Source organism: Pseudoalteromonas sp. Z1A8, assembly GCF_011378855.1.
Classification (GTDB): Bacteria; Pseudomonadota; Gammaproteobacteria; order Enterobacterales; family Alteromonadaceae; genus Pseudoalteromonas.
The window spans coordinates 1-11927 of sequence record NZ_WTLB01000074.1 but is presented as its reverse complement, the minus strand read 5'-3'; the positions used below and the strand labels follow the sequence as shown (position 1 = coordinate 11927).

The 11927-nt window shown below is 41.3% G+C and carries 19 protein-coding genes; 1 reads left to right on the top strand and 18 read right to left on the bottom strand.

Features of this window, described 5'->3' with window-relative positions:
* Positions 1-712: 712 nt before the first annotated feature.
* The 18 genes from rplQ to GQR55_RS18525 form a co-directional block, all read right to left on the bottom strand.
* Positions 713-1114 carry a 50S ribosomal protein L17 gene (rplQ, locus tag GQR55_RS18610; RefSeq protein ID WP_002959450.1) on the bottom strand — a complete coding sequence of 134 codons (402 nt, stop codon included), beginning with the start codon at positions 1112-1114 and terminating at the stop codon, positions 713-715.
* A gap of 39 nt (positions 1115-1153) precedes the next feature.
* Positions 1154-2140, bottom strand: coding sequence for a DNA-directed RNA polymerase subunit alpha (gene rpoA / locus GQR55_RS18605; RefSeq protein ID WP_002959452.1), 987 nt, complete (start codon positions 2138-2140; stop codon positions 1154-1156).
* 24 nt (positions 2141-2164) lie between these two features.
* A complete protein-coding gene (gene rpsD, locus GQR55_RS18600; RefSeq protein ID WP_002959461.1) occupies positions 2165-2785 on the bottom strand; it encodes a 30S ribosomal protein S4 in 621 nt (206 codons plus the stop codon).
* Positions 2786-2806: 21 nt separating this feature from the next.
* A complete protein-coding gene (gene rpsK, locus GQR55_RS18595; protein WP_002959471.1) occupies positions 2807-3193 on the bottom strand; it encodes a 30S ribosomal protein S11 in 387 nt (128 codons plus the stop codon).
* Positions 3194-3205: 12 nt separating this feature from the next.
* Positions 3206-3562, bottom strand: coding sequence for a 30S ribosomal protein S13 (gene rpsM, locus GQR55_RS18590; RefSeq protein ID WP_007584664.1), 357 nt, complete (start codon positions 3560-3562; stop codon positions 3206-3208).
* Between the two features lie 124 nt (positions 3563-3686).
* Complete coding sequence (rpmJ, locus tag GQR55_RS18585) at positions 3687-3800, bottom strand: 50S ribosomal protein L36 (RefSeq protein ID WP_002959476.1); 114 nt, start codon at positions 3798-3800, stop codon at positions 3687-3689.
* A gap of 22 nt (positions 3801-3822) precedes the next feature.
* Positions 3823-5151 (bottom strand): preprotein translocase subunit SecY, encoded by a 1329-nt coding sequence (secY, locus tag GQR55_RS18580; protein WP_007584663.1) that lies wholly within the window; start codon positions 5149-5151, stop codon positions 3823-3825.
* Between the two features lie 10 nt (positions 5152-5161).
* The gene (rplO, locus tag GQR55_RS18575) at positions 5162-5596 is read right to left on the bottom strand and encodes a 50S ribosomal protein L15 (protein WP_002959480.1); all 435 of its coding nucleotides are present in this window, start codon (positions 5594-5596) and stop codon (positions 5162-5164) included.
* Positions 5597-5600: 4 nt separating this feature from the next.
* Complete coding sequence (rpmD, locus tag GQR55_RS18570; RefSeq protein WP_002959482.1) at positions 5601-5783, bottom strand: 50S ribosomal protein L30; 183 nt, start codon at positions 5781-5783, stop codon at positions 5601-5603.
* 2 nt (positions 5784-5785) lie between these two features.
* Positions 5786-6292, bottom strand: coding sequence for a 30S ribosomal protein S5 (gene rpsE, locus GQR55_RS18565; protein ID WP_002959485.1), 507 nt, complete (start codon positions 6290-6292; stop codon positions 5786-5788).
* A gap of 9 nt (positions 6293-6301) precedes the next feature.
* Positions 6302-6652: a 50S ribosomal protein L18 gene (gene rplR / locus GQR55_RS18560; RefSeq protein WP_002959486.1), complete on the bottom strand. Its 351-nt coding sequence runs from the start codon at positions 6650-6652 to the stop codon at positions 6302-6304.
* A gap of 9 nt (positions 6653-6661) precedes the next feature.
* A complete protein-coding gene (gene rplF, locus GQR55_RS18555) occupies positions 6662-7195 on the bottom strand; it encodes a 50S ribosomal protein L6 (RefSeq protein WP_002959488.1) in 534 nt (177 codons plus the stop codon).
* A 13-nt stretch (positions 7196-7208) separates the two neighbouring features.
* Positions 7209-7601 carry a 30S ribosomal protein S8 gene (gene rpsH / locus GQR55_RS18550; protein WP_007584660.1) on the bottom strand — a complete coding sequence of 131 codons (393 nt, stop codon included), beginning with the start codon at positions 7599-7601 and terminating at the stop codon, positions 7209-7211.
* A gap of 21 nt (positions 7602-7622) precedes the next feature.
* The gene (gene rpsN, locus GQR55_RS18545; protein WP_165741003.1) at positions 7623-7928 is read right to left on the bottom strand and encodes a 30S ribosomal protein S14; all 306 of its coding nucleotides are present in this window, start codon (positions 7926-7928) and stop codon (positions 7623-7625) included.
* A gap of 10 nt (positions 7929-7938) precedes the next feature.
* The gene (rplE, locus tag GQR55_RS18540; RefSeq protein WP_010554915.1) at positions 7939-8478 is read right to left on the bottom strand and encodes a 50S ribosomal protein L5; all 540 of its coding nucleotides are present in this window, start codon (positions 8476-8478) and stop codon (positions 7939-7941) included.
* A gap of 16 nt (positions 8479-8494) precedes the next feature.
* On the bottom strand, positions 8495-8809 hold the full coding sequence (gene rplX / locus GQR55_RS18535) for a 50S ribosomal protein L24 (protein ID WP_002959496.1): 315 nt from the start codon (positions 8807-8809) through the stop codon (positions 8495-8497).
* Positions 8810-8819: 10 nt separating this feature from the next.
* Positions 8820-9188 carry a 50S ribosomal protein L14 gene (gene rplN, locus GQR55_RS18530; protein ID WP_002959498.1) on the bottom strand — a complete coding sequence of 123 codons (369 nt, stop codon included), beginning with the start codon at positions 9186-9188 and terminating at the stop codon, positions 8820-8822.
* Positions 9189-9461: 273 nt separating this feature from the next.
* Positions 9462-11432, bottom strand: coding sequence for an AsmA family protein (locus GQR55_RS18525; protein WP_166421777.1), 1971 nt, complete (start codon positions 11430-11432; stop codon positions 9462-9464).
* 233 nt (positions 11433-11665) lie between these two features.
* Here GQR55_RS18525 and GQR55_RS18520 point away from each other — a divergent pair, with 233 nt between their 5' ends.
* Positions 11666-11920 (top strand): hypothetical protein, encoded by a 255-nt coding sequence (locus GQR55_RS18520; protein ID WP_206012145.1) that lies wholly within the window; start codon positions 11666-11668, stop codon positions 11918-11920.
* Positions 11921-11927 lie beyond the last annotated feature (7 nt).

The window sequence follows — 11927 nt, the reverse complement described above, 5'->3', positions numbered from 1 at the left end:
TTCCCGTCTCAGTGGGGTCGCATTATAGGGAGATCCGAAAACAGATCAACCCTTTTTTGAAGAAAACTTGAAATAAAGTGCTGCTCGCTGAGTATTTGAGCTAAACGCTCAAAAACACAACTAAACCACCTGTATCAAGAAGTTTATAGGGCTATTTAAAATCAAAATTATGATAACTAGCTATCAGTAGAGACGTATTTGGATCAACAATCCTGAAAAAGCCAACCAATAAGTTAAGAGTCGTGTTGCTAAAATCATTTGAAATAGTCAAAAGCTGAGATTTGAATTCATTGGGCTATGTTTTATTTAAGAAGTGAGTTTACTTAGGCCGCAATGATTAGCTTTACTATGAGGTTCTTAGTACCGGTATATAGATTAAGAGAGCGAACGCTATATCTTCTGATAAGCTCTAATAAATAAAAACTTAATCAGGGATTGCTTAATGGTAGTTAAATTCGAAGTGCTATCATTAATAACTGTAAATCACTATATAATGAAAATGATCTTTAACTAGAACCTGATAGGCTATTTTCAATCAATGGTAAGTAAAGAGTCACTAGGTAGCTATTAAAATAGCTGTCAAAACAACCTATCGATTCAGAATCTATGAGTCGATACACATAATAGAAGGTAATTACTCGTTCATATAGTTTGACAAATTTTAGGCAAGAAAAAGCCGAGCATAAGCTCGGCTTTTAGGTTTCTTTAAGACTTACTCTGCAGACTGTGCGTCTTCTTGAACTGCTTCGCTAGTCGCTGGGCGACCAACTAGTTCAATATAAGCCATTGGTGCATTATCACCAGTACGGAAGCCACACTTAAGAATACGAGTGTAACCACCTGGACGATCCGCGTTACGTGGACCGATTTCACTGAATAATTTACCAACAACTTCATTATCACGCGTGCGAGCAAACGCTAAACGGCGATTTGCTACACTGTCAGTCTTAGCCAGTGTGATTAAAGGTTCAATTACACGACGTAACTCTTTCGCTTTAGGCAAAGTAGTTTTGATGATTTCATGTTTCACCAAAGAACCTGCCATATTGCTAAACATCGCTTTACGATGGCTACTGTTACGGTTTAATTGACGACCACTCTTACGATGGCGCATGACCCTATCCTTCTAACTAAACTAATATAGTGATTTAGATTATTCAGCTAAACTTGCAGGTGGCCAATTTTCTAGGCGCATGCCTAGAGAAAGTCCACGTGAAGCTAGCACGTCTTTAATTTCAGTTAGAGACTTCTTACCTAAATTAGGCGTTTTAAGAAGCTCAACTTCAGTGCGCTGAACTAAATCACCGATATATTGAATTTGCTCGGCTTTCAAACAATTTGCTGAGCGTACTGTTAATTCAAGGTCATCAACTGGACGAAGTAGAATAGGATCGAATTCTGGCTTCTCTTCTTTCTCTTCTGGCTCAGTTACATCACGTAAATCTACGAATGCATCTAATTGCTCAGCTAAGATAGTAGACGCACGGCGGATCGCTTCTTCTGGATCTAAAGTGCCGTTTGTTTCCATATCAATGATTAACTTGTCTAAATCTGTACGTTGCTCAACTCGAGCTGATTCAACCGAGTACGCAATACGTTCAACTGGGCTAAATGATGCATCAAGCAACAATCTACCAATTGGACGCTCATCGTCATCAGAGGATAAACGACTAGATGCCGGCACATAACCACGACCACGTTCAACACGAATACGCATGCTGATCTCGCTGTTATTTGTAGTTAAATTACAAATAACGTGATCTGGATTAGCAATTGTTACATCGCCATCGTGCTGAATATCAGCCGCAGTAACAGGGCCTACACCAGATTTAGTCAGGGTCAGAAAAACTTCATCTTTGCCTTCTAACGTTACTGCTAAACCTTTAAGGTTTAATAGTATTTCAATGATGTCTTCTTGAACGCCTTCTTTCGCGCTGTACTCATGTAATACACCGTCGATTTCAACTTCAGTTACTGCACATCCAGGCATAGATGAAAGTAATATACGGCGTAAAGCATTACCCAGAGTATGGCCAAAGCCACGCTCTAATGGTTCTAAAACTATTTTAGAACGCGTTGGGTTGATAGCGTCGATGTCGACTAACCTTGGTTTTAGAAATTCTGTAACAGAACCCTGCATTTTATCCTCTCTTAACTCTTAACTTTACTTAGAGTAAAGTTCGACGATTAGTTGTTCATTAATGTCCGCAGACAGGTCTGAACGCTCAGGTAGACGCTTAAAGCTGCCTTCCAATTTCTTACCGTCAACTTCAACCCAAGTCGGCTTTTCACGTTGCTCAGCCAACTCTAGAGCAGCGATGATACGTGCTTGTGTCTTAGACTTCTCACGGATTACAACAGTATCTTCTGGAGTAATTACGTATGAAGGAATGTTCACAACACGACCATTAACTAAAATCGCTTTATGGCTTACTAACTGACGTGCTTCTGCACGTGTGCTAGCAAAACCCATGCGATATACAACATTGTCTAAACGTTGCTCTAAAAGCTGTAACAAGTTTTCACCTGTATTACCTTTAAGGCGAGCAGCTTCTTTGTAGTAGTTACGGAATTGCTTTTCTAATACACCGTATATACGACGTACTTTTTGCTTTTCACGTAATTGTAAACCGTAATCAGATAAACGACCTTTACGGGCGCCGTGCTGACCAGGTGCAGTCTCAAGTTTACACTTAGAGTCGATAGCTCTTACGCCGCTCTTAAGGAACAGGTCAGTACCTTCACGACGACTCAGCTTGAGCTTAGGGCCCAAATATCTTGCCATGTTATTTCTCCTAACCTATTGTTAAACGCGACGTTTCTTCGGTGGACGACAACCATTATGTGGTATAGGCGTCACGTCAGTAATGTTGGTAATACGGTAACCAGCAGCATTCAAAGCACGTACAGCAGATTCACGACCTGGACCTGGACCTTTGATGAAAACTTCTAGATTTTTTAAACCGTATTCTTGAGCAGCAGTACCTGCACGCTCTGCAGCAACCTGAGCAGCAAATGGTGTAGATTTACGTGAACCACGGAAACCTGAACCACCGGCAGTAGCCCATGATAGTGCATTACCTTGACGGTCGGTAATCGTTACAATAGTGTTGTTGAAAGACGCATGAACATGAGCCATACCATCAGCAACTTGTTTTTTAACCTTTTTACGACGAATTGGTGTCTTAGCCATAATACTATCCCCTTATCGCTTAATAGGCTTACGTGGACCCTTACGGGTGCGCGCGTTAGTCTTAGTTCTTTGACCACGTAGTGGTAAAGAGCGACGGTGACGTAGGCCACGATAACAACCAAGGTCCATAAGGCGCTTGATATTTAAAGTAACTTCACGACGAAGATCACCTTCAACAGTGTACTTGCCAACTGCATCACGCAGTACGTCAAGAATTTCGTCTGAAAGTTCACCGATTTTTGTGGTTTCGGCGATACCAGTCGCTACTAAGATAGCCTTAGAGCGAGTCTTACCTATGCCATAAATAGCTGTTAAACCAATAACTGCATGTTTATGATCAGGGACGTTAATGCCAGCAATACGGGCCACTAACACATCTCCTATATTCGAATTTGGTAATCATCTGTTTGAAAAGCCCGTAAGGATACTCAAACGAAGACCAAATTACTACTAAAAACACAGGCCGAGAAAACTCAGCCTGCACGCTGTTTACTTAGCCTTGCCTTTGCTTATGCTTAGGCTCACTGCAAATTACGCGTACTACACCAGCACGTTTAATAACTTTACAGTTACGGCATATTTTCTTAACGGAAGCACGTACTTTCATTGCTCAACTCCGTAAACTGACCTTATCGACCGTAGCCTTTAAGGTTCGCTTTTTTCAGCACAGAATCATACTGATGAGACATCAGGTGAGTCTGTACTTGTGCCATAAAGTCCATGATTACTACAACGATAATCAAAACTGATGTACCGCCGAAGTAGAATGGCGTTTGCCACGCCATCGTCATGAATTCAGGCACCAGACAGATAAAGGTTATATACAAAGCACCTGCCAATGTCAGGCGTGTCATCACTTTATCAATGTATTTAGATGTCTGCTCACCTGGACGAATACCTGGGATAAATGCGCCAGATTTCTTAAGGTTATCTGCTGTTTCACGAGGGTTAAAAACCAACGCTGTATAGAAAAAGCAGAAGAAGATAATAGCTGCTGCTAGTACAAGTGAGTACAACGGTTGACCTGGGGTCAACGTAGTAGCTACAGCTTGTAATACATCAGCAACTGGACCTTCACCTTGGCCGAACCAGCTAGCAATTGTACCAGGGAACAGAATTATACTACTAGCGAAGATTGGTGGAATAACACCCGCCATATTTACTTTTAGTGGTAAATGCGTGCTTTGAGCAGCAAATACTTGACGACCTTGTTGGCGTTTAGCGTAGTTAACAACAATACGACGTTGTCCACGTTCAAAAAACACTACAAGATAAGTAACAGCGAATACGATTACCGCAACCATCAGTAGTACAAAAACATTCAAATCACCTTGGCGCGCCATTTCGACTGTCGAACCAATAGCAGACGGCAAGTTAGCTACAATACCAACAAATATTAGAACAGAGATACCGTTACCGATACCGCGTTCTGTAATTTGTTCACCCAACCACATAAGGAACATAGTACCAGTCACTAAACTCACCACTGCGGTGAAATAGAAACCCATACCAGGGTTAACAACTAACCCCTCCATCATGCCCGGTAAGCTAGAAGCAATACCGATTGATTGAATAGTAGCTAGCACAAGCGTGCCATAGCGTGTGTACTGGCTAATTTTTTTACGCCCTTGCTCACCTTCTTTCTTAAGCTCTATAAACGGAGGATACATATGCGTTAATAGTTGCGTAATAATCGAAGCCGAGATATACGGCATAATACCCAGTGCTAACACTGAAGCTCGCTCAAGAGCACCACCACTGAACATGTTGAACATTTCAACAATGGTGCCCTTTTGTTGCTCGAAGAAATCGGCAAGTACAGCGGCGTCAATCCCAGGGATCGGCACAAATGAACCTAGACGGTAAATTATGATAGCACCCAATACGAAGAGTAATCGGCGCTTCAATTCCGAAAGTCCACCTTGTGCACTTTTTGTATCTTGACCTGGTTTAGCCATTAGTACTTCCTTAGTCTTCTACCTTGCCTCCGGCAGCTTCAATAGCTTCGCGAGCACCTTTAGAGGCTTTAAGGCCTTTAACGGTAACAGCGCGTGAAACTTCGCCAGATTTAACAACTTTAACGAAAAGAACGTTCTTTTTAACTAGACCAGCTGCTTGTAACGCGCTTAGGTCTACCACATCGCCTTCAACTTTAGCGATTTCAAAAAGGTTTATTTCTGCAGATACTAAAGATTTGCGAGAAGTGAAACCAAATTTAGGTAGACGACGTTGCATAGGCATTTGACCGCCTTCAAAACCAACGCGTACTTTGCCGCCAGAACGTGATTTTTGACCTTTGTGACCACGACCACCAGTCTTACCTAGACCAGAACCGATACCACGACCAACACGTTTTGGAGCAGTTTTTGAACCTGCAGCAGGTGAAAGTGTATTCAAATGCATCGAATTAACCCTCTACCTTAACCATGTAAGAAACCTTGTTTATCATACCACGTACACATGCTGTGTCTTCTAACTCAACAGTGTGGTTGATACGACGTAAACCAAGACCGCGTAATGTAGCTTTATGTTTCGGTAAACGACCGATAGAGCTTTTTACTTGTGTTACTTTTACAGTTTGATTTGCCATGGTTACCCCAGTATTTCGTCTACGCGAAGGCCACGTTTTGCAGCGATTGACTGTGGAGAATTCATATTCTCAAGAGCCGAAATCGTTGCACGTACCACGTTGATTGGGTTAGTAGAACCGTAACATTTAGAAAGTACGTTCTGCACACCAGTCACTTCAAGTACTGCACGCATAGCACCACCTGCAATGATACCAGTACCTTCAGATGCTGGTTTCATGAACACTAGTGAGCCAGCATGACGTCCCTTAACAGGATGCTGTAATGTGTTGCCATTTAGGTCTACGTTGATCATGTTACGACGTGCTTTTTCCATTGCTTTTTGAATAGCAGCTGGAACTTCACGTGCTTTACCATAACCGAAACCTACTTTACCTGCGCCATCACCAACTACAGTTAGTGCAGTAAAGCTAAAGATACGACCACCTTTAACTACTTTAGACACACGGTTCACCGCGATTAGCTTTTCAGCTAGATCAGGCTGTTGTTGCTTTGCTTCTACGTTAGCCATAGTCTACTCCTAGAATTGCAAACCGGCTTCACGCGCAGCATCAGCTAGCGCCTTCACACGGCCGTGATATTTAAAGCCACTGCGATCAAAAGCAATCTTTTCGATGCCTTTGTCAGCCGCACGTTCAGCAACCGCTTTGCCAACTGCTTGCGCAGCTTCAACGTTACCGGTGCCTTTAACTGTTTCGCTAATAGCCTTTTCAACAGTAGAAGCAGCAGCCAGTACATTACCCTCAGCATTTACAACTTGAGCGTAGATGTGACGTGGCGTGCGGTGGATAACAAGACGCGTTGTGCCTTGTTCAATATAATTTCTACGAGTGCGTTTAGCACGACGTAGACGAGCTGTTTTTTTATCCATCGTCTTACCTTACTTCTTCTTAGCCTCTTTACGGCGTACATTCTCATCTGAATAACGAACACCCTTACCTTTATAAGGCTCAGGTTTACGGTATGCACGAATGTTAGCAGCTGTTTGACCAACTAACTGCTTATCTACGCCCTTAACTAGAACTTCTGTTTGGCTTGGAGTTTCAATCGTAATTCCTTCAGGAACTGCGAAATTAACTGGGTGTGAGAAGCCAAGAGTTAAATCTAATGTTTTACCCTTAGCTGCAGCACGGTAACCCACGCCTACTAACTGAAGTTTCTTCTCGTAACCTTCATGCGTACCAACAACCATGTTGTTGATTAGAGCGCGAGCAGTACCTGCTTGAGCCCATGCATTCGCTACGCCATCACGAGGTAAAGTAGTAATAACGTTGTCATTAACTTGTACTTCAACAGCGTTGTTGATAGTACGAGTAAGTTCACCGTTTTTGCCTTTAACTGTGATTTCCTGGCCTTTTAATGTAACTTCTACACCGGCAGGAACAGTAATTGGTGCCTTTGCTATGCGAGACATAGTTCCCCTCCGATTAAGCTACAAAACCAATGATTTCACCACCAACACCAGCACTACGTGCTGTGCGGTCTGTCATTAGGCCTTTAGAAGTTGATACGATAGCGATACCAAGACCACCCATTACCTTAGGTAATTGGTCACGTTTCTTATAGATACGTAGACCAGGGCGACTTACACGCTGGATATTTTCAATTACAGCTTTGCCTTCGAAGTACTTCAATTCGATAGAAAGCTCAGGTTTAGTTTCACCGTTAACGGCGAAATCTACGATATAACCTTCGTCTTTTAGTACTTTAGCTAATGCTACTTTCAGCTTTGAAGTTGGCATCGTTACAGATACTTTCTTCGCTGATTGACCGTTACGAATTCGTGTGAACAAATCCGCGATAGGATCTTGCAAGCTCATAGTCTTACTCCCATGATTCTATTACCAGCTAGCCTTTTTAAGGCCAGGAATTTCACCGCGCATAGCTGCTTCGCGAACTTTAATACGGCTCATGCCGAATTTGCGAAGGAAACCATGTGGGCGGCCCGTAATGTTACAACGATTACGTTGACGTGCAGGGCTAGAATCACGAGGTAAAGCTTGTAGCTTAAGTACCGCGTCCCAACGATCATCTTCAGATGTATTAACATCACTGATGATAGCTTTTAGTGCTGTGCGCTTTTCAGCGAACTGAGCAACTAGTTTTGTGCGCTTTGCTTCGCGCGCTTTCATAGAATTCTTTGCCATAACCCTACCCTTATTTCTTAAATGGGAAGTTAAACGCTTCTAACAACGCACGGCCTTCCTCATCAGATTTCGCAGAAGTAGTGATAGTAATATCCATACCGCGTACACGGTCTACTTTATCGTAATCGATTTCTGGGAAGATGATTTGTTCACGTACGCCCATGCTGTAGTTGCCACGTCCATCAAAAGACTTAGCACTTACGCCACGGAAGTCACGAATACGTGGGATAGCGATTGATACCAAACGCTCAAAAAAGTCCCACATACGCTCGCCGCGTAGGGTTACTTTACAACCAATCGGGTAACCTTCACGCACTTTGAAGCCAGCAACAGATTTGCGTGCTTTAGTGATTAGAGGTTTCTGACCAGAGATTGCTGCTAGATCCGCTACTGCGTTATCTAAAATCTTCTTGTCAGCTAGGGCTTCGCCCACGCCCATATTCAATGTGATCTTTTCGATCTGAGGGACTTGCATGACAGAGCTGAAACCAAACTTCTCTTGAAGTTCAGCAACTACTTTGTCTTTATATACTTCATGCAGTTTCGCCATCATTCTACTCCAACTATTAGATAGTTTTACCAGTAGATTTAAAGATACGTAATTTCTTACCATCTTCAATCTTGAAACCTACACGATCAGCTTTACTCGTTTCCGAGTTGAAGATCGCAACGTTTGATGCATCCATAGATGCTTCTTTCTCAACAATGCCGCCAGCTTGGTTCAATTGTGGAACCGGCTTTTGGTGTTTCTTGATCAAGTTTATGCCTTCGACAAAGATTCGACCAGATTCAGTAACAACTGAAAGCACTTTTCCGCGCTTACCTTTGTCTTTACCTGCTAGTACGATTACTTCGTCATCACGACGTATTTTTGCTGCCATGATTGGCTCCTTACAGTACTTCTGGGGCTAGTGAAACGATTTTCATGAACTTATCATTACGAAGTTCGCGAGTCACAGGGCCGAAAATACGTGTACCAATTGGCTGCAAGTTATCATTTAAGATAACAGCCGCGTTGCTGTCAAAACGGATCAGAGAACCATCTGGACGGCGAACACCTTTTCTGGTACGCACAACTACCGCGTTTTTAACATCACCTTTCTTCACTTTACCGCGAGGAATAGCTTCTTTTACAGAAACTTTAATGATGTCGCCAATCGCTGCGTAGCGACGGTGTGAACCACCAAGGACTTTTATACACTGCACTTTGCGAGCGCCGCTGTTATCAGCAACTTCCAGCTGAGTTTGCATTTGGATCATGTTAATGACCTCCGGTGTAGTAATTACAACGTGTCTAAAATTTGTTTAAAAATCAGACATTTCGATTAAATCCCAATCAAAAAACAAACGAGTTGTCTCTTAAGGGCGGGCAATTGTACCAGCATTGAGGGGGTAGCGATAGGTTATTTTTTAATTAATTTGGAGTGTATGGTTATTAAAGTCGAGTAATTACGGCTATGTAGCTATTTTACAGGTGGTTACAAAACAAACAAGGCACTATATAAGTGCCTTGTTTACGTTAGCTGTAGTTGATTAACCAAATAAACCTTTTAATTTATCTTTAATCTTATCTTTTGCTTTGTCTTTGGCTTTTTCTTTAGCCTCATCGACTTTCTGCTTAGCTTCATCTTTGAGCGCATTGCCTACATCAAGCTTTATACCAACATCATGAAAAGGCCCTTTTATACGTAATGGTATTTTAAAGCCACTACTGTCATCAGTAGTTCCCTGTCCTTCGATTGATCCAACTATGCCCGTAACCAAACGGTAGTTAACCATTGTTTGCGGTAAATCGACGTCCCCTTCACCAGATATTCTAATAAGTGGGCTAATAAGTGATAAATCAGTATTTTTGCCAACACCATTAGTAAAGTTGAAGCTTCCCGTTAGTGCAGAGAAATCCGTTTGCTCAGATTCTTCAAACCCTGTATCTAACCCTTCAGATGCTGCACCAAAGTTTCCTGAAATAAGCTCCTTACCTTTACGTACCATCTCAGCTATATTCGCACCTTTTACAGCTCCATCAGCAAACTCAAATCCAAGCTTTCCGTTAAGCGCACCAATAAACGACTTTTGACTTTGACCAGTTGTGTTTAGGTTCCAATTTAAAGACCCCTTACCCATTAGTTTGTCAAAACCTGCCGCATCCGTTAATAAAGGCTGTGCATCTATACCAGCTAAGTCAAAGTTAGTTGATATTTTATAAGGTACTTGTTGTGCGTTTACATTGATAACGCCTTTACCTGACCCTTCATAAGCAGAAAAGCTATCTAGGCTTAGTTTTGCAATGCTATTTTTTAAAGCAACAGTAAATTGATTTGCGCCCAACTTAATATCGTTAGCTTTTAATCCACTTGAACGAATAACTACATTCGCATCTAGTGAATTTAACGCACTTAGATCAATTTTAGTGTCATCCCATACTATTGGCTCTGCAGGTTTATCATCTTGCTCTACTGGCTCTTCTTGTTTAGCTACTGCTTCAGGTAGGTACGGGTTTAAATCAAGCATACCTAAATCAATATCAGCATTTACAGCTAAACGCTTACCTAGGTTAAGCTCGCTCTTACCTTTTATTTCCAATGCGTCTAACGTCGCAACTAAATCTTCTAAATTAAATTTCTCACCTGCTAGGTGCATTTTACCGTTTACACTAAATGCGTTAAAAGCATTTTCTTTAGCGTCTAACTCTACACCTTGCCATTTCGCAATACTTTTAACAGACTCACCGCTTAGTGCTAACTGACCTTTAATATCTTGGCCTTGCTGAGCAATGCTTCCTTCGAACGTTAGATCAACTAAACGAGAATCTAAGCTTTGTTTAACATTAAAAGTGGTGCCTTCGATTGCTTTAGTAGGAGTATCTAGTTTTATATCAAGCTCAAAACGTTCTTGCATATAAGTAATACCGCCTTTTACTTCTAATGTTTTACGAAGTGAAGGAAGTAAAATAGCGAGCTCGAGATCACTAATTTGTTGTTTAGCACCTGTTTGGCCATCTAGGTAAGTAAATGTACCGCCATAAATAGCAACCTCACCTAATTCAATATCAAAGTTATCTGGAAGCTTTATCGCTTCACCTGATTGGCTTTGCTCTTTAGGTTGCTCTGCAACTGCATCAAACAACTGCCAATTAGCTTTACCATTTTTGTCGGTTTCTAATAGAATATTTGGTTCGTTTATAACAAACTTATCTAATTTAAACTCACCACCAAATAATGAAAACCAAGGTATGTGTACAGCAAGCTGTTTCATACTCGCCATATCGGCGCGCGAACCTGATTCCATATTTGCAAAATGCACGTCGTTAAGTTCTAACTTTAATGCGGGGAATACGCTAAGTGTTTTATCACCTTTAATAATAAGAGTACGCCCAGTTGTTTGTTCTACCTGCTGCGACACTTTATTAAAAATAGTATCAGTAGGGATTAAAAACGGTGCGGCAACAATGAGTGCTATACATAGTAAAAGTATTACACCTACAATTTTAAGTAAGGTTTTCATGATCGTCCTTTCAAACGTGCAAATAATGTTCTTATCATAGCGAGTGTTAGCCTTAAAATCATTGTAGTTGATCTAAAAAAGCCACTAAAACCATTTTATCTGTTCTATATGAATCTTTCCTGAAATATTTTGATACCTTTAGGTTACAAATAAATATTGACCCGGTGATACCCCAAGGTTACATTGATACCCAAGGGTTACAAAATATCAAATTCAATTACAGGATGAATACTATGAAACAACAAGATATTAAAACTGAAGAAAAGCTTATGAGTCAAAATATATGGCTTAGTATAAGCTTAGGCATGGTTTGTTTACTTCTCAGTGTTTACTCACTAATAAAGCACGATAACGAAGGGTTATTATTTGTTGGATTGGGCATTTCTTTTTATGTAGTTATAGTGATTATTTACCTCTTGAATTCAAGTATTAAGTGCAATCATTATGCAGCCACCAGAACTTCTGATTGCCCCGTAAATAATTCATGAGGGGTTT